Here is a 25,084-nt window from a genome sequence, read left to right as displayed (position 1 = left end):
GTGAGGTACCTTATGGTTAAGAGAATCAAACTTCGCACGCTGTTTATAGGAGGGTGTATTACCCTCTTTTTTCTTGTTTTAGTTGCCAGAGTATTCTGGATTCAGGTTCTGCAAGGCAAGGAGTGGCAGGAGACTGCCGCTAAGCAGTGGGCCCATACTTCAACCATTAAGGCCGTCCGCGGGGTGATCGAAGACCGTAACGGCAATGTTCTGGCCAGTGATGTGCCTGCCTACACGGTGGTGGTTAACCCTGAGGTCATTGCCGAGAAAAAAATCGGTGAAGAGGTAATTCAGGGTTTGCATGAGCTGCTGAACAAACCGGTGGATGAGCTGAAGAAGCTGGTGGAGGCGAAGGATAAAGACGGGAAATACCTGAAAAACCGCGAGATCCGTAATGAAGGCTGGAAGATTGACCAGGATATGGCCGATAAAGTGACGGCTTTCGTTGAGAAGCTCAAGAAGGAGCATGATACGCTGGAAACCGGTGTCGGGCTCGTCAGAGAGCAGAAGCGCTATTATCCGAAGGGTTCGCTCGCTGCGCATATTCTGGGTTACACCGACAGGGATGGCAAAGCGGCCATGGGACTGGAAAAGTATCTGGACAAACAGCTCTCTGGTACGGACGGCGAGTTGAACTACCAGAGTGACGGCAAGGGCATCAAGCTGCCCGATTCGAAGGATACATTCCAGCCTGTGGTGAATGGAAGCAACTACAAGCTGACGATTGACAGCACGATTCAGTTCTATATTGAAGAGGCTATGAAAAAGGCGTATGCGGAGTATAAGCCGAAGTCGATCAGTGTGATTGCGGCCGACCCGAAGACGATGGAAATTCTGGGTCTGGCGAATATGCCTACTTTTAACCCGAATGAATACTTTGATCTGAATCAGGATGCGGCCGGCTTCTATAATCATGCTATCATGACGAGATTCGAGCCGGGTTCAACGTTCAAGATTGTACCTCTGGCAGGTGCTGTGCAAGAGAAGCTGTTCAATCCGAATGCCACCTTCCAGTCCGGTTCTGTCCGGATTAAGGGATACAGCAAGCCTATCTTTGATATGAACAGAGCCGGTTACGGAACGATCAGCTTCCTGGAAGGGGTTAAGCGGTCGAGTAACGTTGCGTTCGTTAAGCTCGGTTACGAGATGCTGGGCAAGGAGAAGCTGCTGCAGTATATCACGGATTTCGGGTTCACGGAAAAGACAGGCATTGACCTCCCGGGAGAGGTTAAGGGTATTGTCAACCCTGATCCGAACAGGGCGGTAGAGAATGCAACGCTTGCCTATGGACACGGTAAGCTGTTGGTGACCCCGATTCAACAGCTCACAGCCGTCGCTGCGATTGCGAACGGCGGCAAGCTACTGGTACCGCATGTGGTGAAGGAGGTTACCGATCCGAACACCGGCAAGACCACGGTTACTCAGCCTGAGGTTGTACGGCAGGTGCTCTCCGAAGCAAGTGCAAGGGAGACAGGCAGCTATCTGGAGCAGGTAGTGGCAGATCAGCAGCACGGAACCGGCCGGCATGCCTACATTGAGGGTTACCGGGTGGCCGGCAAGACAGGTACGGCGATTAAGCCAGACGGTAAAGGAGGGTATGACCGCGACAAAGTTCGCTCCTCCTTCCTCGGTTATGCACCGGCCAATGACCCCAAGATCGCAGTCTTCGTCATTATTGACGAGCCTGCCGATGCGGCCGGCGGCGGTGCTGCTGCGGGTCCGGTCTTCAAGGATATCGTCTCACAGGCGCTTCCTTATATGGGCGTACCCAAAGCGGGAGATGTCACGGGCCCTGCCGACAAGAAGACGGTGAAGGTCGAGGCCGCCATCCAGCGTAAAGCGCCGGATCTGACCGGCAAGACGGTGAAGGCGGCAAGACAGCAGCTCATTAATCAGGGCTTTGATTTTGAAGCTGTAGGCCAAGGAGCGAATGTAGTCAGCCAGTACCCTGAGAAGGGCACTGCACTGACCGCCGGGCAGCGGATCTATCTGTTAAGCGAGCAGGGAGAGAACCTGACGCTTCCAGATCTGCGCGGGCAGTCTCTGCGCGATGCTCTGGAGATTCTGAACCTGCTGAAGGTGGGGATCTCCGTCAATGGAGAAGGTTATGTCACGGAGCAGACGCAGACCAAGAATAACGGTAAAACCCAGGTTGCGCTGACGCTTAGTCCTCTCAATGAATACGGCGAGAATATCCCTGTTGCCTTAGCCAGTGATGCCGATAAGGAAGAAGCTGCTAAGTAACACCCATATAGGCTTGTTCTAACCTCTGTTTGTCCCGAATAGTCATGAAGATAAGAGATCATGTCTATGAGTGAAAGCGGGGAGAACACTATGAAGGTATCAAAAGTCGTTAGCCGGCGGAGAATGCTGTGGACGCTGCTGGGACTGGCCGTGTTGTTCGGCGCGCTGGCTGTGCGTCTTGCCTATGTACAGTTAACTCAGGGTGAGAAGCTGAGCGAGAAAGCCGAGGATTTATGGCGGCGGAATATCCCCTTCACCGCCAAACGCGGTGAGATATTGGACAGGGAGGGTGTGGCGCTGGCTTATAACATCAGCTCACCGACGATTTATGCCATTCCTGTACAGGTGAAGGAGAAGGAACAGACCGCGAAGCAGCTGGCTCCGCTGCTCGGGATGACCGAGGAGAAGCTGGCCCAGCTGCTGACCCAAAAGAAAGCCTCAGTGAAACTGCAGCCCGGCGGCCGCAAAATTACGATGGAGCTTGCCGCGAGCATCCGTAATTTGCAGCTGCCGGGCATCGTTGTCGCTGAGGATAACAAACGGTATTATCCCTTCGGGGATCTGGCCGCACATATTCTGGGTTTCACTGGTATCGATAATCAGGGGATTACCGGGATAGAGAGCATCTATGATAAGCTGCTTCAGGGGAGCGCGGGCAATATCTCCTATCTCTCCGATGCGGGAGGCCGGCTGATGCCCGGGTCCTCCGAGAAGTACACTGAGCCGCAGGATGGACTAAGCCTGCAGCTGACCATCGACAAGCAGATTCAATCCATTATGGAACGCGAGCTGGACCAGGCCATGGTGAAATATCAGGCGCAGGGGGCCTGGTCTATCGCCATGGACCCCCGTAACGGTGAGATTCTGGCGATGGCGAGCCGGCCGGGGTATGAGCCGGGGGCTTACCAGGAATACGATGCCGAGGTATATAACCGGAATCTTCCGATCTGGATGACGTATGAGCCGGGTTCCACCTTCAAGATCATCACGCTGGCTGCGGCTTTGCAGGAGGGGAAGGTTGATCTCCAGCATGAGCATTTTTTCGATCCGGGCTACATTGAGGTCGGCGGAGCTAAGCTGCGCTGCTGGAAGAAGGGCGGGCATGGAAGTCAGACCTTCCTTGAAGTGGTCGAGAACTCCTGCAACCCGGGATTTGTAGCCTTGGGACAGCGTCTGGGTAAGGATACGCTGTTCAAGTACATCCGGGATTTCGGCTTCGGGAGCAAGACGGGCATCGATCTGAACGGTGAGGCGAACGGAATTCTGTTCAAGCCGGCACAGGTGGGTCCAGTGGAACTGGCGACCACTGCATTCGGCCAGGGGGTATCCGTCACGCCGATCCAGCAGATTGCTGCGGTATCGGCAGCCATCAACGGCGGCAAGCTGTATACTCCGCATGTGGCCAAGGCCTGGATTAACCCGGATACCGGGAACATTGTCTCCGAGACTGAGCCGGAGGAAGTGCGGCAGGTGATCTCGGAGGAGACCTCGAAGAAAGTGCGGGCTGCCCTTGAGAGCGTGGTTGCCAAAGGCACGGGCCGGCCGGCATTTATTGACGGCTACCGTGTGGGCGGCAAGACGGGGACAGCTCAGAAAGTAATCAACGGCCGGTATTCTCCTACGGAGCATATTGTTTCCTTTATCGGCTTTGCGCCAGCGGATGATCCGCAGATCGTGGTCTATACGGCGGTCGATAACCCGAAGGGAATTCAGTTCGGGGGTGTAGTAGCCGCTCCAATTGTCCAGAATATTCTTGAGGATTCTCTTCTGTATCTGAAGGTTCCAGAGCGTAAGGATCAGCTGCCGAGAACCTATAAATACGGAGAGACCCCCATAGTGACGGTCCCTGATCTTACGGGGGCAACTGTTCAGGATATCTATGAGGATCTGAATATGAATTTCATGCTGGTCCGTTCCGGCACCGGCAACACCGTGATCAATCAGGCTCCGAAGGCGGGGGCAAGAGTGCAGCAGGGCTCAACCATCCGGATTTACATGGGAACGCCAAATGAACCGTAAGCTTTGTTATATACTAAAAAACTTACAAGTGCTATTTAATAAAAGTGGATAATATAACCAAAATATAAGGATTTTATGCAGAGTGAGGGATAGGTATGTTAATTAAAGAACTCTCTTCTTGTCTGGCTGCTGCCCGTCTATACGGGGACGGAGACATAGAAATTTCGGATTTGCAGGTCGATTCTCGCAAGGTGGGTCAAGGCGATATGTTCATCTGTCTGCCCGGACATACAGTGGACGGACATGATTACGCACCTCAGGCTGCCGCTAAGGGCGCGGCTGCCCTGGTCTGCGAACGGAAGCTGGACATTGACCTGCCGCAGATCGTGGTGGATGATTGCCGGTATGCCATGTCTGTGCTGTCGAATGCCTTCTTCGGTTCACCGAGCAGCCGGATGAAGCTGATCGGCATTACCGGTACTAACGGCAAGACGACCACCACCTATCTGATTGAACGGATCATGCAGGATCATGGGGTGAAGACCGGCCTGATCGGTACGATCCAGATGCGGTATGACGGTCAGAGCTATCCGATGTCCGGTACGACACAGGAATCGCTGGAGCTTCAGCGCACTCTGAATCATATGGCGCTTAAGGGTGTACAGTGCTGTGTGATGGAAGTATCCTCTCATGCGCTCCAGCAGGGCCGGGTAAAGGGGACAGACTACCGCACCGCGATCTTTACGAATCTGACCCAGGATCACCTGGATTACCACCATACGATGGAGGAGTACCGCGCAGTGAAGGGCTTGTTCTTCTCACGGCTCGGCAACGTGATCTCGCCGTGGAAGGAAGAACGCAAATATGCTGTGCTGAATGCAGACGATGAAGCCAGCGCCTATTTTGCCGCCCAGACCGCAGCCGAGGTCATTACATATGGTATCGACAAGGCTGCCAATGTCCGGGCCTCGCAAATATCGATCACCGCCAAAGGAACTTTTTTCCACGTGGAGTCGTTTAAGGGTGAGACGGATATTTCGCTTCGCATGGTCGGCAAGTTCAACGTCTATAATGCGCTTGCGGCCATTACGGCTGCATTGCTGGAGGATGTGCCGCTTGAAGGCATCAAGGCCAGTCTGGAGTCGGTTGCCGGTGTGGACGGCCGTGTCGAATCGGTGGATGCCGGGCAGGATTTCGCAGTAATCGTTGACTATGCGCATACACCGGATGGTCTGGAGAATGTACTGAAGGCGGTATGTGAATTCGCAGCAGGCAAAGTGCTCACTGTCTTCGGCTGCGGCGGGGACCGCGATACGACCAAACGGCCTCTCATGGGCAAAATAGCTGCCAAATACAGCGACCATGTGCTGGTCACCTCCGACAATCCCCGGACGGAGGACCCGCTGCAGATTCTGGCTGATATTGAGGCGGGTCTGCGCGAGGATGGCGTGGAGCGCGAGCGCTACGAGATGATTCCGGACCGGCGGGAAGCCATCACAAAAGCTGTTGAAATGGCAAGCCCCGGCGATGTAGTATTGATTGCGGGGAAAGGTCATGAGACCTATCAGCTGATCAAGGGAGTCGTTCATGATTTCGATGACCGCATCGTTGCCAAAGAAGTGATAAGGGGCCGAAGCTATTGATTATTAGAACATTGCATAATGTCGCGGAAATGTGCGGAGGAGAGCTGTCCTCATCCGAAGCTAAGGATATAGAGATTCAGGGAGTTGTAACCGATTCGCGGAAAATATCGCCGGACTGCCTGTTCGTCCCGCTGGTTGGAGAGAACTTCGACGGCCATCACTATGCGGCCGCTTCCCTGGCGGCGGGAGCTGCCGCTACCCTCTGGCAGAAGGATAAGGGGCCTGCACCCGCAGGCGGCGCGGTTATTCTGGTAGAGGACACTTTAGCGGCACTGCAGAAGCTGTCCTCCGCCTACTTGGCCGAAGTTGCCCCCCGTGTAGTTGCTGTTACGGGAAGCAACGGCAAGACGACAACCAAGGATATGATTACGGCACTGCTGGAAGTGCAGTACAAGGTGCACAAGACCCAAGGGAACTTCAACAATCATATCGGCCTGCCGCTTACGATTCTCTCTATGGACAGCGATGTTGAGATCGCTGTGCTGGAGATGGGCATGAGCTCAAGGGGAGAGATCGCTCTGCTGTCTCTGCTCGCTTCTCCTGACGTAGCGGTGATTACCAATGTTGGCGAATCCCATCTGCTGCAGCTTGGCTCCCGCAAGGAGATTGCCAGAGCGAAGCTTGAGATTGTGGACGGACTTCAGCCGGGCGGGCTGCTGATCTATAACGGGGATGAGCCGCTGCTTGCCGAGGTTCTGGCAGAGCCAGGGTTCCGCGCGCCTGAAGGGCTGAAGACCTTCCGCTTCGGGCAGTCGGCTGACAATGATGATTATCCGACCGGGCTCATGACACACAGCGGGAGGATGACCTTCACCTCGCTGCAGCATGGGGAGCGTGCCTTCACCCTTCCGCTGCCGGGACAGCATAATGTAATTAATGCGCTCGCTGCGCTTGCAGTGGCACGTCATTATAAGGTGACCGATGAGAATATGGCAGAAGGACTAAGCGGCCTCAAGCTGACTGGGATGCGGATTGAGGTTATTCAGGCGGCCAGCGGGCTGGTTCTGCTGAATGACGCCTACAATGCCAGTCCGACCTCCATGAGGGCGGCGATTGATGTGCTGCAGTCTATGAAATGCAGCGGCCGCAGAATCGCAGTGCTGGGAGACATGTTGGAACTCGGGCCGGAGGAGCTTCAGTTCCACCGGCAGATCGGCAGCTATCTCGACCCGGAGCTGACGGATGACGTATTCACCTTCGGCCCGCTGGCGGTACAGCTGGCGGCGGCGGCCTCGGAGCGGTTCGAGGCCGGGCATATCTATGCTTTTACAGATAAAGAAGACTTGATCAATGCCTTGAATGCAAAGTGCGGCAATAATGATGTTGTGTTGTTCAAAGCATCCAGAGGAATGCGGCTGGAGGAAGTGCTCCACCGCTTGAAAGAACATTCTGAAGCGAATTCTAACTAAAGGAGGGGTGTACCCATGGATTATCAATTGCTTCTGCTGACTATTGCTGTGTCCTTTATCCTTGCGGTCATTGCCGCTCCGCTGATCATACCGCTGCTGCGCCGGCTCAAGCTGGGACAGCAGGTTCGTGACGACGGGCCCCAGACCCATCTGAAAAAGGCGGGAACCCCTACCATGGGCGGCGTAATCATCATGGTCGCGTTCACGCTGTCTTTTCTGAAATTCTCGGTAATTAATTCGGATTTCTATGTACTGCTGGCTGCTACGCTGGGCTATGGACTCATTGGATTCCTGGATGATTATATCAAAATTGTGTTCAAGCGCTCCCTCGGCCTTACGGCGCGCCAGAAGCTGATAGGCCAGCTGCTGGTTGGCGTCGTGCTCAGCGTTCTGCTGATCTCGGCCGGGCATAATACCAATATCAGCGTTCCGGGAACCTCCTTCAGCTTCGACTGGGGCCCCTGGTTCTATTATCCGTTCATTGTGCTGATGATGATGGCAGTCACGAATGCCGTTAACTTCACGGACGGTGTGGATGGTCTGCTGTCAGGCGTAAGTGCGATTGCGCTGGCTGCCTTCGCGGTGGTAGCCATGCAGGCAACCTCGATTGCCGCTGGTGTCTGTGCGGCTGCGATGATTGGCGCAGTGCTTGGGTTTCTCGTATTCAATGCCCATCCTGCCAAGGTGTTCATGGGCGATTTCGGCTCCTTCGGGATTGGCGGGGCGATTGGCGCGATTGCTATTGTCACCAAGACCGAGCTGCTCTTTGTGGTGATCGGCGGAATCTTCGTGGTTGAAATGCTGTCCGTAATTATTCAGGTCGCTTCGTTTAAGACACGCGGCAAACGGGTATTCAGAATGAGCCCGATCCATCATCACTTTGAGCTGGGCGGCTGGTCGGAGTGGCGCGTAGTCGTCTCCTTCTGGGCGGTGGGCCTTGTGCTGGCGGCAGCTGGACTATATCTCATCAAGGGGTTGTAACGAATGAAACATCCGGATCTGTACCGTGGTCAAAAGGTGGTCGTCCTGGGGCTCGCCAAAAGCGGCGTCCAGGTGGCCAAGGTGCTGCATGAACACGGCGCTGTGGTGACGGTCAATGATAAAAAGGAAAGAGATCAGAGTCCCGAAGCTTCCGAACTGGAATCTTTGGGAATTTCTGTTATATGTGGCGGACATCCGGAGAACTTGATCCACGAGGGTGTGGAGCTGGTTGTGAAGAATCCGGGGATTCCCTATTCGGTCGCTCCCGTACAGCAGGCGCTGGAGCTGGGGATTGAGGTGGTGACCGAGGTAGAGGTAGCTTACCATCTCTGCGCTGCCCCGATGATCGGCATTACCGGTTCCAACGGCAAGACCACTACAACGACCTGGGTAGGCCTTATGCTGGAGGCGGCAGGGATGCGCCCTATTGTGGCCGGGAACATAGGAACGCCGCTCTCTCAGGCCGCACAGGAGGCTGACGCGGACAACTGGATGGTGGTCGAGCTAAGCAGCTTCCAGCTGAAGGGCACGGAAACGTTCCGGCCCAAGATTGCTGCCTTGCTGAATGTCGCGGAGACCCACCTGGACTACCATGGAGGCATGGAGGACTATGTAGCCTCTAAGTCCAAGCTGTTCGCCAATCAGGGACCGGAGGATACCGCTGTGCTGAACTGGGATGATCCGGTCTGCCGCGAGCTGGTGCCCTATCTGAAGGCGGGAATTCTGCCCTTCTCCATGAATGAGGAGCTGGTGCAGGGCATCTTCGTCCGCCCGTCCTATGTGGCGGATACGGTAGACGAGCTGAAGCGGGTTATTATCTACCGCGATTACACCGAGAGCGAGACCGAAATAGCTGATGTCGATTCTATCGGACTTCCCGGCCGCTTCAATGTGGGGAATGCGCTGGCTGCCTGCGGCATTGCCATTGCCGCAGGGGCGGACCCGGCGGTGCTGGGTCCGGTGCTGGCTTCCTTCCGCGGGGTGGAGCACAGGCTGGAGTATGTAACAGATAACGCAGGTGCGGCCTATTATAACAATTCCAAGGCTACCAATTCCAAAGCTACCTCCATGGCGCTGGCCTCCTTCCTTAAGCCGGTCATTCTTATTGCCGGGGGCCTGGACCGCGGCTCGGATTATATGGAGCTGCTGCCTGTCCTCGGGGAGAATGTCAAAGCCCTGGTGACGCTTGGACAGACCCGGGACAAGCTGGCGGCTGTAGCCCGGCTGGCAGGAGTAAAGACGGTCATCTCCGTCGATAATGGGGAGAGTGCCGCTGCCGTGCTGGAGCAGGCTGTGCGGGAGGCTTCCGCCCTGGCGGAAGCTGGGGATGTAGTTCTCCTGTCCCCTGCCTGTGCCAGCTGGGATATGTTTACCTCCTATGAGGAGCGCGGGCGTATTTTTAAAGAGGCGGTGCATAACCTTTAAGTAGGGGGGTGGATAAGCCCCTACTACGGATGCAAGAGGTGTGCTCCTGATGAACAAATCCCGTCATGCGCCCGATATCTGGCTGCTGCTTCCGATACTGGCCTTACTGGCTATCGGTATGGTAATGGTATACAGTGCCGGGTCCGTTCTGGGCTTCCGCAATTATGGCGATTCGTTTTACTTTGTCAAAAGACAGATGCTGTTCGCAGGCCTGGGCCTCATCGCGATGTTCATTACGGCGAACACCGATTATCTGGTGCTGAAAAGGTTCGCCCGGCCGCTCCTGATCGTGTGCTTCGCCCTGCTGGTGCTGGTGCTGATACCCGGCATCGGAGTGGTGCGCGGCGGGGCACGCAGCTGGATCGGCATCAGCTCCTTCGGCATTCAGCCCTCGGAATTCATGAAGATGGGGATGATCCTCTTCCTGGCCAAATGGCTCGGAACCGAGGAGTATGACATTTCCAGCTTCATGCGCGGGCTGCTTCCGCCGCTTGCGTTGATCGGCTCCGCGTTCGCGCTGATTATGCTTCAGCCGGATCTCGGCACAGGCACTGTCATGTTCGGCGCGGCCCTGATGATGGTCTTCACAGCGGGGGCGCGGATGAAGCATCTGCTCTCCCTTGGTGCGCTGGGGCTGGCCGGGTTCGCCGGACTCATTGCAGCGGCGCCTTACCGACTGCAGCGGATCACCGCCTTTCTGGACCCCTGGTCCGATCCGCTGGGCGCCGGTTATCAGATCATCCAGTCACTCTATGCGGTGGGTCCCGGCGGGCTGGGCGGACTGGGCTTCGGGATGAGCCGGCAAAAATACAGCTACGTCCCGGAGCCGCAGACTGATTTTATTTTCTCAATTTTGGCCGAGGAGCTGGGGTTTATCGGGGGGCTGGCCGTACTGCTGCTGTTCCTGCTGCTGATCTGGCGCGGAATGAAGGTCGCTATGAGCCTGCCGGACCGCTTCGGAAGCTATCTTGCTGTAGGTATTGTATGTATGGTAGCGGTTCAGGTTGTCATCAACATCGGTGTGGTGATCGGCCTGATTCCGGTAACCGGCATCACGCTTCCGCTGATCAGCTACGGCGGCTCATCGCTGACCCTGATGCTCACAGCTCTTGGCATTCTGCTTAATTTATCACGTTATGCGAGGTGAAAGACATGCGTATTGTACTTAGCGGCGGCGGCACGGGAGGACATATTTATCCTGCCGTAGCCGTAGCCAGACAACTGGAATCCGAAGATACGGATTCTGTCTTCCTGTATATCGGAGGCAAGCGAGGTCTGGAGAGCAAGCTGGTTCCCCAGGAGAATCTGCCTTTCCAGTCCATTGATATTACAGGCTTCCGCCGCAAGCTGTCGATGGATAATGTGAAGACGGTTATGCGGTTCCTGAAGGGGGTCAAAGCCTCCAAAGCCATGCTGCGCGAGTTCAAGCCTGATGTGGTTGTCGGTACCGGGGGGTATGTCTGCGGGCCTGTAGTGTATGCAGCCTCGCGGCTCGGCATCCCGACCCTGATCCATGAACAGAATGCGATTCCGGGACTGACCAACCGTTTTCTCAGCCGGTATGCCAGCACGGTCGCGGTGAGCTTTGAAGGCACAGAGGCGGCTTTTTCCGGGGCCAAGAATGTAATCTATACGGGCAATCCCCGGGCCACTACGGTCATGACAGCGAACCCGCAGCGCGGCTTTGCTTCACTAGGAGTTCCTGAAGGTAGTACGGTGGTGCTGGTTGTCGGAGGAAGCGGGGGGGCCAAGGCGATTAACCGTGCCATGATTGAAATGGCACCATTTGTGGGTAAGGGGAATGGTGTTCACTATGTGTATGTCACCGGAGAGTCTTACTTCGAGGATACCCGCAAAGCGGTACGCGAGCAGCTCGGCGGTATTCCGAATTGGCTGCATGTCCTCCCTTATGTTCACAATATGCCTGAGGTGCTGGCCTGCACTTCCCTGATCGTGAACCGGGCAGGCGCCTCTTTTCTTGCAGAGATTACCGCGCTTGGCATACCCTCTGTCCTCATTCCGTCTCCTAATGTAACGAACAACCATCAGGAAGCCAACGCCAGAGCGCTGGAAGGTGAAGGTGCGGCAGTGGTGCTTCTGGAGAAGGATCTGAGCGGAGAGGCGCTGTTCACAGCGGTTCAGAAGATCATCGGAGCGGATACGCTGCATCGCAGCATGTCGGAGGCCTCAAGACGCCTCGGCAAAAGAGATTCCGCTTCCCTGGTAGTCAGTGAGCTGCACAGGCTGGCTGCAGGCCGGGGACGCTAGAATCCGGGCTTACATTGTCACACACACGGAGCTCCGAACATAGGATGATCCTATAATCGTGACAATCACCCAGAGCGCTTCTTGATGTCTGAGATTCGGAGACGGAATTCGTTCTGACCCATTTCGCAGGACGGCGGGGCCAGGAAGTGCTTATGGTGGGTGAGCGGTAATCTCGGAGGTGATACATTGGACAAATTGGTGATTGAGGGTGGAACCCCCCTGTCAGGCACCATACGTATCCATGGAGCAAAAAATGCGGCACTGCCGATTCTGGCAGCGAGCCTGCTGGCCGAAGGAGTTCACTCACTGCATAATGTGCCGAAGCTGCTGGACATCGAAACGATGCTGCATATTCTGCAGCGGCTGGGCTGCAGGACAGTGCATGAAGAGGAGACGGTCACCGTCGATACATCCTTTCTCTTGACCTCTCATGTGCCGGAGGACCTGATGCGGCAGATGAGATCCTCCATATTCCTGATGGGGCCTCTTCTGGCCAAGTTCGGGGAAGTGACGATCTATCAGCCGGGAGGCTGTGCGATCGGGGAGCGCAAGATTGATCTCCACCTGCAGAGCCTCAAGCTGCTCGGGGCAGAGATTGAGGAGACGGGCGGCAGGATCTGCTGCCGGGCTGCTAGCTTGAGAGGCTGTGATATCCATCTGGATTATCCCAGCGTGGGCGCCACGGAGAATATCATGATGGCCGCCGCCATGGCCGAGGGCACGACTACCGTCTCCGGGGCAGCGAGAGAACCGGAAATCCAGGACCTACAGAACTTCCTCAATGCGATGGGGGCACAGATTATCGGGGCAGGGACCGATACGATCACCATTCAGGGTGTCCGCAAGCTCCATGCCTGCAGCTATGAGGTGATCCCCGACCGGATTGTTGCCGGAACCGTGATGATTGCTGCCGCCGCCACGCGGGGCAATGTAACGCTGACCCACACCAATGCAGGACATTTGACCTCCCTGATCCACATCCTGAGGCGCGCCGGTGTTCAAATTACAGTGTGCAATGATATAATTAATATCAGCTGTATGGGACGTCCCCGTGCGGTTGAGCGTATTGTTACCTCTCCGTATCCGTCCTTTCCTACGGACCTGCAGTCCCAGGTAATGGTTCTATTGTCCCTGGCGGACGGGTTCAGTGTAATTAAGGAGACGGTCTTTGAAGGGCGCTTCAAGCATGTGGAGGAGATGGCCCGGATGGGAGCGGATATCTCTATTGATCTTAACAGGGCCTTCATACGCGGCGTTCAGCGGTTGTATGGAGCAACGGTTGAGGCCACTGACCTGCGGGCAGGAGCTGCCCTAGTAATCGCCGGACTGGCTGCTCAGGGAACGACTGTTGTAGAGCAGGCTCATCATATAGACCGGGGATATGACGGCATCGAATTACTGTTTCAAAAGCTGGGGGCGCGCATTAGCCGCAAGGTGCCTGTGCCTGACCCGCTGGATTTGGCCAATTAAAGCTCCCTGTCTCCTTCGGCGAAGCCGTGAGGAAGGAGACAGGGCCTTATTACGGAGATATGAGAATGCCAAAAACGCGAATACCTCTTTTGAAAGAGGACAAGCCTAGCAAGAGAAAAAACCGTAAAATTATCATCATCCTGGCACTGCTGTTCACTGCACTGCTGGCTGTAATCTTCTTCCGTTCGTCGATCAGCAAGATTACAGCCATTGAAATGCAGGGGGATAAATATACGTCCCGTGAGCAGCTGCTGGCAGCAAGCGGCCTGAAGATCGGAGGACAGTTCTTTGCAGTCTCCGGAGATTCCGTGGGGAAGGCGCTGGAGGAGCTGAAAACAGTTCAGGAGGCGCAGGTCAGCAAGAAGTTCCCCGGTGTGGTTACGATCACTGTGAAGGAGTACCCGGCGGTTGCCTATGAACTGGACCAGGCAGGCGTGCTGGAAGCTATTCTGTCGAGCGGGGCCGCCGTCTCTGTGACGGATACCGGAATTGCTGTAGAGAAGCCGATATTGACCAACTGGAAGGCTGACGATCCTTATAAGACCAAGCTGTGCCAGGCGCTGGCCGGAATTCCGAATGAGCTGACCAGTGATATATCGGAGATTGTACCTTCCCCGACGTTGTCTTTTCCGGACCGGATCAAGCTCTACACACGTTCACGCTTTGAGGTCATAACGGCCATTTCGCTGCTCAAGGATAAAGTAGGCTATTTGAATCAGGTGATTCAGACGGAGGAGCCGGGACTTATCAAAATGCTGGAGGCGGATTCCTATGTTCCATTCCATTCTGAAGCCGGGGACAACGGAGAAGACGCAGATGCACAAGAGTAAATAGTCCCTACTAATGAAGCGGAATAAATGCTACAATCTGTTTTACGGGTAATAAGCAATATCCCTCTTTTTTCTGCGGATTTTTTGAGATGCAATTCAGGATATAGCCGCTGTTCTCTTGTTTTTCTTGTTTGAAGGTCAGGTGCTGATCCCGCTTAGCGGAGGGCGCCTGCCGGTACGTGAATACCTTGTCATATTATTCCTCTCAAAAAATTTGTTGAAAAAAGAGGGAAAGGATTAGGGATGTTGAATATGTACAGAGATGTTTCCCGCGACCGGGATCAAAAGCTTGTTTATTATGATTATAACAGGAGGTGCCATAGGGCTTGAGCAACAATGACATCATTGTTAGTTTGGACATCGGTACATCCAAAGTTCGGGCAATAATCGGGGAAGTTACTAGTGGAACCTTCAATATTATTGGCGTTGGATCTGCTGATTCGGAAGGGATACGCAAGGGTGCGATTGTAGACATCGATCAGACTGTGCAATCGATCAGGAGTGCCGTAGAGCATGCGGAGCAAATGGTCGGTATTCAAATATCCGAGGTGTATGTCGGCATATCCGGCAACCATATCGGCCTGCAATCCAGCCACGGCGTAGTTGCCGTTCAGAATGAGGACCGTGAGATCGGCGAAGATGACATCGACCGTGTAATCAAGGCAGCGGAGGTTATTGCACTCCCGCCGGAACGCGAGGTCATTGATGTTGTCGCCAAGCAGTATATCGTCGACGGCCTTGAAGGTATTCAGGACCCGCGCGGAATGATCGGCGTCCGCCTGGAAGTGGAAGCTACGATCATTACCGGTGCCAAGACCCCCATACATAATCTGCTCCGCTGCGTGGAGAAATCAGGTCTGAAGGTTAAAGATCTTGTCCTTATGTCTCTCGGGGCTGGCGGATTAGCGCTCTCCAAAGATGAGAAATCAATGGGGGCTGTACTGGTGGATATCGGTGCCGGACAAGCCACGATAGCCGTATATGAAGAAGGTTCCCTTAGTGCAACCTCCACGATTCCGATCGGAGGAGAATTCATAACCAATGATATTGCGTACGGACTTCGGACACTTACCGACCAGGCCGAGAAGGTCAAGCTGAAATACGGCTGTGCCTGGATCGATGATGCTGCTTCGGAGGTCGTCTTCAAGGTCCTGCGTATCGGCAGCAATGTGGAGAAGGAATTCAACCAGGAGGATTTGGCAGCGATTATCGAGCCAAGAGTCCAGGAAATCTTCCACCTGATCCGTCAGGAAGTGAAGCGGCTTGGTTATACGGAGCTCCCGGGAGGTTATATACTTACGGGTGGCACAGTTTCGATGCCAGGGGTGCTTAAGGTAGCCCAGAACGAGCTCGCAGCCTCCGTACGGATCGCTGTACCGGATTATATCGGAGTGCGTGACCCCGGCTTCACCGGCGGCGTAGGCATCCTTCATAATGTGGTACGCAACTACCGCGGACGGAGCAGCGGCGGAAGTGCCAACAAGAAGACCGTTAACCGCAGCAAGCAGAGCGCAGCGCCGGTTCAGGATTCTTCCAAGAAGCCAGGTCTGGTGGAACGACTAAAGAATATGTTTAGCGAGTTCATATAAGTGTAATCCAGATATACTTGGATTGGCCATCCAAGCACTACTCGAGGGGGAGATGGAAACAATATGTTGGAATTTGATTTTGAAATGGAGAGCTTGGCGCAAATAAAAGTCATCGGCGTCGGCGGTGGCGGAAGCAACGCTGTGAACCGGATGATTGAAAATGGCGTTCAGGGTGTTGAGTTCATCACGGTTAATACAGACGCCCAAGCGCTGCATATGGCCAAATCGGAGCATAAATTACAAATCGGGGATAAATTGACCCGCGGACTTGGCGCAGGAGCGAATCCTGAGGTTGGCAAGAAGGCGGCAGAGGAATCCCGCGATCTGATCTCGAATACGCTGAAGGGCGCGGACATGGTCTTCGTTACCGCAGGTATGGGCGGCGGTACCGGAACAGGCGCAGCGCCTGTCATTGCCGAAATCGCTAGAGAATGCGGAGCATTGACGGTAGGCGTCGTGACCCGCCCGTTCACTTTTGAAGGCAGAAAACGTGCCAACCAGGCAGAGCTTGGAATCGAAGCGCTCAAGGAAAAGGTTGATACGCTGATTGTGATTCCAAATGACCGCCTCCTAGAAATTGTGGATAAGAAAACTCCAATGCTGGAAGCGTTCCGTGAAGCGGACAATGTACTCCGGCAGGCGGTACAAGGCATCTCCGACCTTATTCAGGTTCCCGGACTGATCAACCTTGACTTTGCTGATGTGAAGACGATTATGACGGAGCGCGGTTCAGCGCTTATGGGCATCGGGATTGCCACCGGTGAGAACCGGGCGTCTGAGGCGGCCCGCAAAGCGATTATGAGCCCGCTGCTTGAAACCTCCATCGAAGGTGCACGCGGTGTCATTATGAACATTACAGGCGGCTCTAACCTCTCCCTGTACGAAGTGAATGAAGCTGCAGAGATCGTTACTTCGGCTTCGGACCCTGAAGTGAATATGATCTTCGGTGCCATTATCGAAGAGAGTATGAAGGACGAGATCAAGGTTACTGTTATTGCGACCGGCTTTGAACACAAGCCTTCTCCAATAGCTCCTGTACGCCGTCCCGCGGCAAACAGCGAACCGGCTGCTGATAATAAGAGCAAGAGTGAGAATCTTCGTCCGTTCGGGAATCAGACAAGCTCTGATCAGCTGGATATTCCAACCTTCCTGCGCAACCGGACACGCGGTAATAATGATTAAGATTAAGAGCCATTAATAGCATAGACTGTTACGGAAGCACCGTATCACGCAGCTTTGAACTGCGGGGTATGGTGTTTTTTTGCTTTTCAGGCTGTATAATTACGTTAACGGGAGACGATACCATGGAAATGCTGGACCCCCGGGTGGATTTTGTATTTAAGCGAATTTTTGCAAGCGAGGGCAACAAGGATGTACTGCTCGCCTTTTTGAACCAGATATTCTTGGATGCGGGCGATCTTCCGCTGGAGGAAGTGGTGCTGCTCAATCCTTATACGGATAAGGATGATCCGCTGGATAAGCAGGCGATATTTGATATATGGGCCAAGACGGTGGACGGCAAGCTGATTAACATTGAGATGCAGCTGTTCAACAAATATGATATTGAGAAACGCACGCTGTATTATTGGAGCAAGCGTTATGCCGGGCAGCTTCAAGTCAGCGGGAAATATACCGAGCTTAAGAAATGCGTGACGATTAACATTCTGAATTACAAGGTGCTCCCTAATGAACATACACATAGTGTATTTCATTTGCGGGAGGACAGCAGCGGAGCGCCGCTGACAGATGATATAGAGATTCATTTCCTGGAGCTGCCCAAGCTGAACCAGCCGGTTACGCCCGGCGAGGGCGGCCTTGTGAACTGGCTGTTGTTCCTGAAAGGCATTGACTACTCTGAATGGGAGGTGCTGCAAATGAATGAGCCAGCCTTGAAGAAGGCGATGGAGACGCTGGAATTTCTGAGCCAGGATTCGGAGGCCCGCCGCAAATATGAGGACCGCCAGAAATTTCTGATGGACGAAGCCTCGCAGCGGGATGGTGCGCTTAGAGAAGGCTTCGCTAAGGGAACTGCTGCGGGTGAACTGGAGGCCAAGCGGGTAATAGCAAAGAATCTCCTGTCGATGGGAATGGATCGTGCTTCAGTGCAGAAAGCAACCGGACTCTCCGAAGAAGAGCTGAAATCTATCAATAACTAAATACGTTTCTCATGAAGCCAGCCGCTTAGGGCTGGCTTTTGTGTTGTGCACTGAAGTTCCTCTCAATGCCCATAAGTCGACAAAAAAACTGCAAGAACGCCCCCCATGTTTAGACAGACTTTGGATACAGGAGTTTCTATACTAATCTTATCGTCTAAAAAGAGAGCCTGCACCGAGGCCTCCGGATAGATATCCGCTTGCAGGCAGGTGAGAGCGATGGTTGTCTATATTGACTTGATTTTTGCCGCCAATCTGCTGATCGACGGAGTCCTGCTGTGGCTGACAAGCTGGCTGGTTAAGCACAAGGTATCCTGGTGGCGGCTGACTCTCTCAGCGCTGGCGGGTGCACTCTATGTCGTCATGATGTTCGTACCGGAGCTGTCCTTTCTGTATACCTTTCTCATCAAATTCGGGTTATCGGTTTTGATGATCTGGATAGCCTTTGGATTTAGAAGTCTGCAAAGCTATCTTCGGGCATTTGGGGCGTTTTATATCATTAATTTTGCGGCGGCGGGAGGGATCATAGGCGTTCATTATCTGCTGCAAAGCTCTGGTGACCTCTGGAAGGGCATGATCTTCACCTCATCGGGAGGCCAAGCTTACCGGCTGAAGATCGGGTTCTGGTTCGTGCTTGCCCTGCTTCCGCTGGTGCTGTTGCTCTTCAAGCTGATCCAATCCTCCCGCCGGCACAGAGAACAACTGGATTCCTATATTGGGGAAGTGACGGTGGAGATCGACGGAGTGTCGGTTACCTGCCCCGGACTGCTGGATACCGGGAACCGGCTCAGCGATCCGCTGACGAGGATTCCGGTCATGGTGATGGAAGCCTCGCTGTGGGAGGGCCATTTGCCGGCTTCCTGGAAAGGAAGGCTGACCCAGACGGGTGCAGATACACTTGTACTGGAAACGGACGGGCAGTCGTTCGCCTGGCAGGACAGGATACGGCTGGTGCCGTACAGAGGCGTCAATCGCGGGGCATCCTTCATGCTCGCGCTGAAGCCGGATAAGGTGAGTATAGAACTTGGCGGTGATACCTTTTGCAGCACAAGGGTACTCATCGGGCTGGATGGCGGGACACTGTCGGGAGACGGCGCGTACCGGGCGGTCATACATCCTGACCTGACCCACAAAGAGAGTGCTCCAGAAGCGCCGGCTGACAAGGTGATGGGCTAAGTAACCTATAGGAGGAACAATAATGGTCAAATTCAAGCTTGTGCTGCAACTGCAGTATTACCGCATGCTGTTTCTGCTCGGTCTGAAGAGCCAGGAGATTTATTATATCGGAGGAAGTGAAGCGCTGCCGCCGCCGTTGACACGCGAGGAGGAGGAATTCCTGCTCCAGCGGCTCTCCAGCGGGGATGCAGCAGTCCGGGCTATGCTGATTGAGCGCAACCTGCGGCTGGTGGTCTACATCGCCCGAAAATTCGAGAACACCGGCATTAACATCGAGGATCTGGTATCCATTGGCGCGATCGGACTGATTAAGGCGGTCAACACCTTTGATCCGGAGAAAAAAATCAAACTCGCGACCTACGCCTCACGCTGCATCGAGAATGAAATTCTGATGTATCTGCGGCGTAACAGCAAGACCAGAAGCGAGGTTTCTTTTGATGAACCGCTGAATATTGATTGGGACGGCAACGAGCTGCTGCTCTCGGATGTGCTGGGCACGGAGAACGATACGATCTACCGGAACATTGAGGAGCAGGTCGACCGCAAGCTGCTGCAGAAGGCGCTGGAGAAGCTCAGCGAGCGGGAACGGCTGATTATGGAGCTGCGGTTCGGGCTGCGGGGCGGCGAGGAAAAAACGCAAAAGGATGTAGCTGATCTGCTGGGCATCTCCCAATCTTATATTTCGCGCCTGGAAAAAAGAATTATCAAGCGGCTGCGCAAGGAGTTCAACAAGATGGTGTAAGTGATAAACGCTGAGGAATAAAATGCCGGGCCGGGGAGATAATGTACAGTAATGTTTCTCCTTGGGAGGTTAATCATCATGACCCGAAATAAAGTCGAGATTTGCGGTGTGGACACCGCCAAGCTGCCTGTTCTCACGAACGTGGAAATGCGGGCATTGTTCACTTCGCTGCAGCAGCAGGGCGAGCGATCCGCCAGAGAGAAATTGGTAAATGGCAACCTCAGGCTTGTGCTAAGCGTGATTCAAAGGTTCAATAATCGTGGAGAGTTCGTGGATGATTTGTTTCAGGTAGGCTGCATCGGACTCATGAAAGCCATCGATAATTTCGATTTATCGCAGAATGTCAAGTTCTCCACCTATGCGGTGCCGATGATCATCGGAGAGATCCGCCGCTACTTGCGCGACAACAACCCGATCCGGGTATCCCGCTCCCTGCGCGACATTGCCTATAAGGCGCTGCAGGTGCGTGACAGCCTGACGAACCAGAATTCGCGGGAGCCGACGATCTTCGAAATATCCGAAGCGCTCGGTGTTCCGAAGGAGGATGTTGTCTTCGCCCTTGATGCGATCCAGGACCCGGTCTCTCTGTTCGAGCCGATCTATCATGACGGCGGGGACCCGATCTATGTGATGGATCAGATCAGTGACGACAAGAACAAGGATGTCTCCTGGATTGAGGAGATTGCGCTGCGGGAGGCCATGCAGCGGCTGGGGCAGCGTGAGAAACGCATTTTGTCGATGCGCTTCTTCGAAGGTAAGACCCAGATGGAGGTCGCCGACGAGATTGGCATCTCCCAGGCTCAGGTCTCACGGCTTGAGAAATCAGCAATCCAGCAAATGCAAAAGCATGTAAAGTCCTGACCACAGTCTATAAATGAGCGGAGGATATTCCGGATGGCGGCAACTAGCGGCTAGCCGGGATATCCTTTTATATGTCCGGGGCACAGAGGATCTGGAATACAGTCATGCGGCCAAGCCTTAAGGACATATACTGAGCTATAGGTCTGAATGTACAGGGGTGGCAGGATGATTGAGGAAACGTCAGCTTCGGGTAAAAAGATGAAAATCTCCGATTTTCAAACCAAAGATGTAATCAATATTGTCGACGGTAAACGGCTGGGCCAGATCAGCGATCTGGAGCTGGATTTGCGTAGAGGCGTCATTGACGCTGTGATTGTCCCGGGCTATACCAGATTCATGGGGTTGTTCGGCGGCGGTGCTGATCTGGTGATTCCATGGCGGAATATCGTGAAGATCGGTGCGGATGTCGTGCTCGTGAAGCTGGAGGAGCCCCGCATACCGCAGGGACAGGAAGACCGCGAGATGATGTACCTGGAACGGCCGGACCGCAGTGAACGGCGCACTTATTAATGAGGTGCGTCTTTTTTCTGCGGATATGGGTAAAGTCATAGGAGAATGTTTTCGGGGCTGAGTGTGGTACACTTAAGCGGAGGTGAAGAGATGGAACCGTTTATGCAAAATGGCACAGCGAGCATGCTGCTGCATCTGGAGCCGTGGCGTGAGCCGTATAGGAGCATTACTGCAGGCTTCACCGGCAGAGCAGGCGGCAGCGGCAAAGAACCGTATGACAGCTTCAATTGTGCTTTTCATGTAGGCGATGATCCGGCGGATGTGCTGGCTAACCGCAGCCTGCTGGCTGCGAGTCTGGGCTTCCGGCTTGCCGATTGGACCTGCGGGGAACAGACCCATGGCAAAGAGATCGCTGTCATTACAGAACAGGATCGCGGCCGGGGCAGCCTGGACCGGGCCTCTGCCTTTCAAGCCACTGACGGGCTGCTGACGAATGTGCCCGGGGTGCTGTTGACTTCTTTTTACGCTGATTGTGTGCCGCTGTTCTTCCATGATCCACTGAACCAGGTGGTGGGGCTGGCGCATGCAGGCTGGAAGGGGACCGTGGCGGAAATCGCGGCCGCGATGGTGGAGCGCATGGGACAGACGTACGGGAGCCGTCCTGAGGACATACAGGCTGCTATAGGGCCTTCCATCGGAGACTGCTGCTATGAGGTGGATGATTATGTAATGGACCCTGTCCGGCGCCTGGAGGCCAGGCTCAACCTGCCGGCTGTGGCGGAAGGCGCGCGGGCTGTATATAGACCATCGGAGACAGACAGCAGCAAAATGATGCTGAACTTGAAAGAATTGAATCAACGCATTATGATAAAAGCAGGAATATTGCCGACTCATATCGAATGTACAACTTGGTGTACAAGCTGTAACAGTGATCTGTTCTTTTCGTACCGGAAGGAAAACGGGGTCACTGGGAGAATGACGAGCTGGATCGGAATAAAGGAGAGTTGAAATTTTGGCCTCGCTACAAGAAAGAATAGCCACTACCCGGGAACGTGTCGCACGGGCCTGCGCGGCCAGCGGCCGGGATGCCAGTGAAGTCAAGCTGATTGCGGTAACGAAATACGTATCGCTGAATACGGTTGCCGCTGTGCTGGAGGCAGGTCTTGAGGAGATCGCCGAGAGCCGCTGGCAGGATGCGGAGCCGAAATGGAATGCGCTTGGGCATAAGGGAATATGGCACTTTATCGGGCATCTGCAGACGAATAAGGTGAAGGACGTTATCGGTAAATTTCAATATATTCACTCTCTGGACCGGCTGTCGCTGGCCAGGGAGCTGCATAAGAAGGCGGAAGCTGCGGGACTTGCTGTGAAGGTGTTCCTGCAGGTGAATATTTCAGGCGAGGATACCAAGTTCGGCCTGGCGCCGGAAGCGGTGGAGGACTTCCTGCGGGAGATCGCTCCGCTTGACCGGGTGAAGGTCATCGGCCTGATGACGATGGCCCCTCACGAAGAAGACCCCGAGGCGACCCGGCCGGTATTCCGCGGACTCCGTGAGCTGCGTGACCGCTTGAATCTGTTGGGTTTGACACCTGAGCCAATACAAGAGCTGTCGATGGGCATGTCGAATGACTTTGAAGTGGCGATACAGGAAGGAGCCACCCGGGTACGCCTGGGAACGGTATTAGTAGGTCATGAGGAGGGAGAATGATGGGCGTGATGAACCGATTTATGAGTTTCTTGGGTTTGCAGGAGGAAGAGGAGATTGTGGAACGGGAGCAAATCTCCCGTGATGAGGATGAATACGAACCCGCCCCTGTAGAAACACGCAAGAATCAGAGGGCCAACGTCGTCAGCATTCATTCCCAAAAAAATGTGAAGGTTGTGCTCTACGAGCCGCGCTCGTATGACGAGGCGCAGGAGATTGCCGACCATCTGCGTTCACACCGCACGGTAGTAATTAACCTGCAGCGGGTGCGCAATGACCAGGCGATGCGGATCATCGATTTTCTCAGCGGAACTGTTTATGCTCTGGGTGGAGGAATATCCAAAATTGGGGGCAATATATTTATGTGCACACCGGACACCGTGGAGATTCAAGGCTCCATTACCGAGATCCTGGGTGACGAGCAAGATTACAACAGAATGAGGTGAGCAGGTTTTGAACGAAGTATCTTCAATTATATACATCCTATTCCAGATTTACTATTACATGATTCTCGTATACATTCTAATGTCCTGGCTGCCAAATCTGCGTGAGAACTTTATCGGCGAGCTGCTGGGCAAGCTGGTGGAGCCGTATCTGGCACCGTTCCGGAGGATTATCCCTCCGCTGTTTGGAACGCTGGATATTTCCCCGATTGTCGCGATTATCATGCTGCGTTTTGCCGCAGTCGGGCTTCAGTCTATCGTAACCTCGGTCTTCGGCTGAGTCCCATGAAGAATGAAATCTACGGGCATTTCCACCCGGACGAGCGGCCATTTGTGGACAAGGCCTGGGAGTGGGTCACGAATGCCGGGGAGTATCATGAGACGAAGCTGACCGAATTTCTGGACCCCCGTCAGAGCTATATTCTGCAGAGTCTGGTGAACCGCCACCCTGATGTGATTGTGCGCTGGGAGGGCGGTTCTTCGGATGCCGAGCGGAAGCGCGGGCTGGTGGCTCCGGATTATCGTGACCTCACGGATGAGGATATGGAATTAAGCGTGCTGGCGATCACCTCAGGCGAACAGAAATTTCTCTCGCTGGAGCATGGGGATTATATGGGAGCAATCCTGGGACTTGGCATCAAAAGAGGCAAGATCGGTGATATTCATGTGCTGGAAGACGGCTGTCACGTAGTGGTGGCTGCTGATATCGCAGATTACCTGTCCATTCATTTGACCGGTGTACACCGGATTAACGTCAGTACGGAGATCTTGCCGTTATCCGGGCTGCGCAGCAGTGAGGTCAAGCTGGAGGCGATGGAGTTCACAGTGGCATCCCTCCGGCTTGACGGGATTGCAGCGGATGTGACGCGGCTGAGCCGGAGCAAGATTCTGGCCCCGATCAAGGCCGGGCGCGTCCGCGTGAACTGGAAGGTCGAGGAAGATCCGTCCTGTTCGCTGAAGGACGGGGACATGGTCTCGATCCAGGGCTTCGGACGGTTCAAGGTGCTGGAGATCGGCAGCTTGACGAAGAAGGGCCGTTACCGGATTTTGGTAGGCAAATTTGTCTGAAGTCTTTGCAGGATTACAGCTGTGCTTGTCGAAATTGATAATCTCAGGGAAATATGGACATTTAGCAGGCCGTGCGCCGGTAATTGTCTTTCATCTATAATCTTCACCGAAATTTCTAGGAGGTGCACAGCATGCCATTAACACCGCTCGACATACATAACAAGGAATTCTCCCGGAGAATCCGCGGTTATGACGAAGATGAGGTCAATGAATTTCTGGATCAGGTGATTAAGGATTACGAGAGCGTGATCCGCGAGAATAAGGAACTGCACAACCAGCTGTTAACCCTTCAGGAACGCCTGGATCATTTCGTCAATATTGAAGAAAGTCTGTCCAAGACCATTCTTGTAGCCCAGGAGGCTGCAGATGATGTGAAGAACAACTCCAAGAAGGAATCCCAGCTGATCCTCAAGGAAGCGGAGAAGAATGCGGACCGGATTATCAACGAAGCGTTGTCCAAATCCCGCAAGGTGGCGATCGAGACCGAGGAGCTGCGCAAGCAGGCTTCGATCTATCGTACCCGGTTCCGGACGCTGCTGGAAGCCCAGCTGGAGCTGCTGTCCCAGGATGACTGGAATGCGCTGGAGAGCCGTGAGGTTAGCGAGAACGCGCTCTGAGCCTAAGATGACGGTTAGCTTGTACCCTAATACACAAAAACTCCTTAGCAG

General features: G+C 54.2%; 23 protein-coding genes. All 23 read left to right on the top strand.

Features of this window, described 5'->3' with window-relative positions; genetic code table 11:
- Window positions 1-12: 12 nt before the first annotated feature.
- Window positions 13-2,244, top strand: a complete 2,232-nt coding sequence (locus NYE24_RS11365; protein ID WP_036690215.1) for a PASTA domain-containing penicillin-binding protein — start codon at window positions 13-15, stop codon at window positions 2,242-2,244.
- 90 nt (window positions 2,245-2,334) lie between these two features.
- Window positions 2,335-4,263 carry a stage V sporulation protein D gene (locus NYE24_RS11360; protein WP_036690345.1) on the top strand — a complete coding sequence of 643 codons (1,929 nt, stop codon included), beginning with the start codon at window positions 2,335-2,337 and terminating at the stop codon, window positions 4,261-4,263.
- A gap of 95 nt (window positions 4,264-4,358) precedes the next feature.
- Window positions 4,359-5,846: a UDP-N-acetylmuramoyl-L-alanyl-D-glutamate--2,6-diaminopimelate ligase gene (locus NYE24_RS11355; RefSeq protein WP_342478696.1), complete on the top strand. Its 1,488-nt coding sequence runs from the start codon at window positions 4,359-4,361 to the stop codon at window positions 5,844-5,846.
- Window positions 5,843-7,255 (top strand): UDP-N-acetylmuramoyl-tripeptide--D-alanyl-D-alanine ligase, encoded by a 1,413-nt coding sequence (gene murF / locus NYE24_RS11350; protein WP_342478695.1) that lies wholly within the window; start codon window positions 5,843-5,845, stop codon window positions 7,253-7,255. The genes NYE24_RS11355 and murF overlap by 4 nt, the downstream gene beginning before the upstream one ends.
- A gap of 15 nt (window positions 7,256-7,270) precedes the next feature.
- Window positions 7,271-8,236 carry a phospho-N-acetylmuramoyl-pentapeptide-transferase gene (gene mraY, locus NYE24_RS11345; RefSeq protein WP_036690209.1) on the top strand — a complete coding sequence of 322 codons (966 nt, stop codon included), beginning with the start codon at window positions 7,271-7,273 and terminating at the stop codon, window positions 8,234-8,236.
- Window positions 8,237-8,239: 3 nt separating this feature from the next.
- Complete coding sequence (murD, locus tag NYE24_RS11340; RefSeq protein WP_342478694.1) at window positions 8,240-9,661, top strand: UDP-N-acetylmuramoyl-L-alanine--D-glutamate ligase; 1,422 nt, start codon at window positions 8,240-8,242, stop codon at window positions 9,659-9,661.
- A 49-nt stretch (window positions 9,662-9,710) separates the two neighbouring features.
- Window positions 9,711-10,808 carry a stage V sporulation protein E gene (gene spoVE, locus NYE24_RS11335; RefSeq protein ID WP_036690204.1) on the top strand — a complete coding sequence of 366 codons (1,098 nt, stop codon included), beginning with the start codon at window positions 9,711-9,713 and terminating at the stop codon, window positions 10,806-10,808.
- A 5-nt stretch (window positions 10,809-10,813) separates the two neighbouring features.
- On the top strand, window positions 10,814-11,929 hold the full coding sequence (gene murG / locus NYE24_RS11330) for an undecaprenyldiphospho-muramoylpentapeptide beta-N-acetylglucosaminyltransferase (protein WP_036690202.1): 1,116 nt from the start codon (window positions 10,814-10,816) through the stop codon (window positions 11,927-11,929).
- Between the two features lie 186 nt (window positions 11,930-12,115).
- On the top strand, window positions 12,116-13,399 hold the full coding sequence (gene murA, locus NYE24_RS11325; RefSeq protein WP_036690200.1) for a UDP-N-acetylglucosamine 1-carboxyvinyltransferase: 1,284 nt from the start codon (window positions 12,116-12,118) through the stop codon (window positions 13,397-13,399).
- A gap of 65 nt (window positions 13,400-13,464) precedes the next feature.
- Window positions 13,465-14,229, top strand: a complete 765-nt coding sequence (locus NYE24_RS11320; protein ID WP_036690199.1) for an FtsQ-type POTRA domain-containing protein — start codon at window positions 13,465-13,467, stop codon at window positions 14,227-14,229.
- 326 nt (window positions 14,230-14,555) lie between these two features.
- The gene (gene ftsA / locus NYE24_RS11315) at window positions 14,556-15,818 is read left to right on the top strand and encodes a cell division protein FtsA (RefSeq protein WP_036690197.1); all 1,263 of its coding nucleotides are present in this window, start codon (window positions 14,556-14,558) and stop codon (window positions 15,816-15,818) included.
- A 63-nt stretch (window positions 15,819-15,881) separates the two neighbouring features.
- Complete coding sequence (ftsZ, locus tag NYE24_RS11310; protein WP_036690196.1) at window positions 15,882-17,000, top strand: cell division protein FtsZ; 1,119 nt, start codon at window positions 15,882-15,884, stop codon at window positions 16,998-17,000.
- 122 nt (window positions 17,001-17,122) lie between these two features.
- Window positions 17,123-17,974 carry an Rpn family recombination-promoting nuclease/putative transposase gene (locus NYE24_RS11305; protein ID WP_036690194.1) on the top strand — a complete coding sequence of 284 codons (852 nt, stop codon included), beginning with the start codon at window positions 17,123-17,125 and terminating at the stop codon, window positions 17,972-17,974.
- Between the two features lie 216 nt (window positions 17,975-18,190).
- Complete coding sequence (spoIIGA, locus tag NYE24_RS11300; RefSeq protein WP_036690192.1) at window positions 18,191-19,147, top strand: sigma-E processing peptidase SpoIIGA; 957 nt, start codon at window positions 18,191-18,193, stop codon at window positions 19,145-19,147.
- Window positions 19,148-19,166: 19 nt separating this feature from the next.
- Entirely contained in the window at window positions 19,167-19,889 is a 723-nt protein-coding gene (gene sigE / locus NYE24_RS11295) for an RNA polymerase sporulation sigma factor SigE (RefSeq protein WP_036690190.1), read from the top strand.
- A gap of 78 nt (window positions 19,890-19,967) precedes the next feature.
- Entirely contained in the window at window positions 19,968-20,750 is a 783-nt protein-coding gene (sigG, locus tag NYE24_RS11290; RefSeq protein ID WP_036690188.1) for an RNA polymerase sporulation sigma factor SigG, read from the top strand.
- A gap of 165 nt (window positions 20,751-20,915) precedes the next feature.
- Complete coding sequence (locus NYE24_RS11285) at window positions 20,916-21,260, top strand: YlmC/YmxH family sporulation protein (protein ID WP_036690185.1); 345 nt, start codon at window positions 20,916-20,918, stop codon at window positions 21,258-21,260.
- 90 nt (window positions 21,261-21,350) lie between these two features.
- Complete coding sequence (pgeF, locus tag NYE24_RS11280; RefSeq protein WP_036690184.1) at window positions 21,351-22,208, top strand: peptidoglycan editing factor PgeF; 858 nt, start codon at window positions 21,351-21,353, stop codon at window positions 22,206-22,208.
- A gap of 4 nt (window positions 22,209-22,212) precedes the next feature.
- Window positions 22,213-22,908, top strand: coding sequence for a YggS family pyridoxal phosphate-dependent enzyme (locus NYE24_RS11275; RefSeq protein ID WP_076154238.1), 696 nt, complete (start codon window positions 22,213-22,215; stop codon window positions 22,906-22,908).
- Window positions 22,908-23,351, top strand: coding sequence for a cell division protein SepF (gene sepF / locus NYE24_RS11270; RefSeq protein WP_036690181.1), 444 nt, complete (start codon window positions 22,908-22,910; stop codon window positions 23,349-23,351). The genes NYE24_RS11275 and sepF overlap by 1 nt, the downstream gene beginning before the upstream one ends.
- A gap of 7 nt (window positions 23,352-23,358) precedes the next feature.
- On the top strand, window positions 23,359-23,628 hold the full coding sequence (locus tag NYE24_RS11265; RefSeq protein WP_036690179.1) for a YggT family protein: 270 nt from the start codon (window positions 23,359-23,361) through the stop codon (window positions 23,626-23,628).
- Window positions 23,629-23,633: 5 nt separating this feature from the next.
- Window positions 23,634-24,416: a YlmH/Sll1252 family protein gene (locus tag NYE24_RS11260; RefSeq protein ID WP_036690178.1), complete on the top strand. Its 783-nt coding sequence runs from the start codon at window positions 23,634-23,636 to the stop codon at window positions 24,414-24,416.
- Window positions 24,417-24,547: 131 nt separating this feature from the next.
- On the top strand, window positions 24,548-25,033 hold the full coding sequence (locus NYE24_RS11255; RefSeq protein ID WP_036690176.1) for a DivIVA domain-containing protein: 486 nt from the start codon (window positions 24,548-24,550) through the stop codon (window positions 25,031-25,033).
- Window positions 25,034-25,084 lie beyond the last annotated feature (51 nt).

The organism is Paenibacillus sp. FSL H7-0350 (assembly GCF_038593195.1).
GTDB lineage: Bacteria > Bacillota > Bacilli > Paenibacillales > Paenibacillaceae > Paenibacillus_AQ.
This window is presented reverse-complemented; position numbering and strand designations above follow the sequence as displayed.

Coding starts and splice junctions, on each gene's coding strand:
- NYE24_RS11365 (WP_036690215.1), top strand. CDS start 13: ATGGTTAAGAGAATCAAACTTCGCACGCTGTTTATAGGAGGGTGTATT.
- NYE24_RS11360 (WP_036690345.1), top strand. CDS start 2,335: ATGAAGGTATCAAAAGTCGTTAGCCGGCGGAGAATGCTGTGGACGCTG.
- NYE24_RS11355 (WP_342478696.1), top strand. CDS start 4,359: ATGTTAATTAAAGAACTCTCTTCTTGTCTGGCTGCTGCCCGTCTATAC.
- mraY (WP_036690209.1), top strand. CDS start 7,271: ATGGATTATCAATTGCTTCTGCTGACTATTGCTGTGTCCTTTATCCTT.
- murD (WP_342478694.1), top strand. CDS start 8,240: ATGAAACATCCGGATCTGTACCGTGGTCAAAAGGTGGTCGTCCTGGGG.
- spoVE (WP_036690204.1), top strand. CDS start 9,711: ATGAACAAATCCCGTCATGCGCCCGATATCTGGCTGCTGCTTCCGATA.
- murG (WP_036690202.1), top strand. CDS start 10,814: ATGCGTATTGTACTTAGCGGCGGCGGCACGGGAGGACATATTTATCCT.
- NYE24_RS11320 (WP_036690199.1), top strand. CDS start 13,465: ATGCCAAAAACGCGAATACCTCTTTTGAAAGAGGACAAGCCTAGCAAG.
- ftsZ (WP_036690196.1), top strand. CDS start 15,882: ATGTTGGAATTTGATTTTGAAATGGAGAGCTTGGCGCAAATAAAAGTC.
- NYE24_RS11305 (WP_036690194.1), top strand. CDS start 17,123: ATGGAAATGCTGGACCCCCGGGTGGATTTTGTATTTAAGCGAATTTTT.
- spoIIGA (WP_036690192.1), top strand. CDS start 18,191: ATGGTTGTCTATATTGACTTGATTTTTGCCGCCAATCTGCTGATCGAC.
- sigG (WP_036690188.1), top strand. CDS start 19,968: ATGACCCGAAATAAAGTCGAGATTTGCGGTGTGGACACCGCCAAGCTG.
- NYE24_RS11285 (WP_036690185.1), top strand. CDS start 20,916: ATGATTGAGGAAACGTCAGCTTCGGGTAAAAAGATGAAAATCTCCGAT.
- pgeF (WP_036690184.1), top strand. CDS start 21,351: ATGGAACCGTTTATGCAAAATGGCACAGCGAGCATGCTGCTGCATCTG.
- sepF (WP_036690181.1), top strand. CDS start 22,908: ATGGGCGTGATGAACCGATTTATGAGTTTCTTGGGTTTGCAGGAGGAA.
- NYE24_RS11260 (WP_036690178.1), top strand. CDS start 23,634: ATGAAGAATGAAATCTACGGGCATTTCCACCCGGACGAGCGGCCATTT.
- NYE24_RS11255 (WP_036690176.1), top strand. CDS start 24,548: ATGCCATTAACACCGCTCGACATACATAACAAGGAATTCTCCCGGAGA.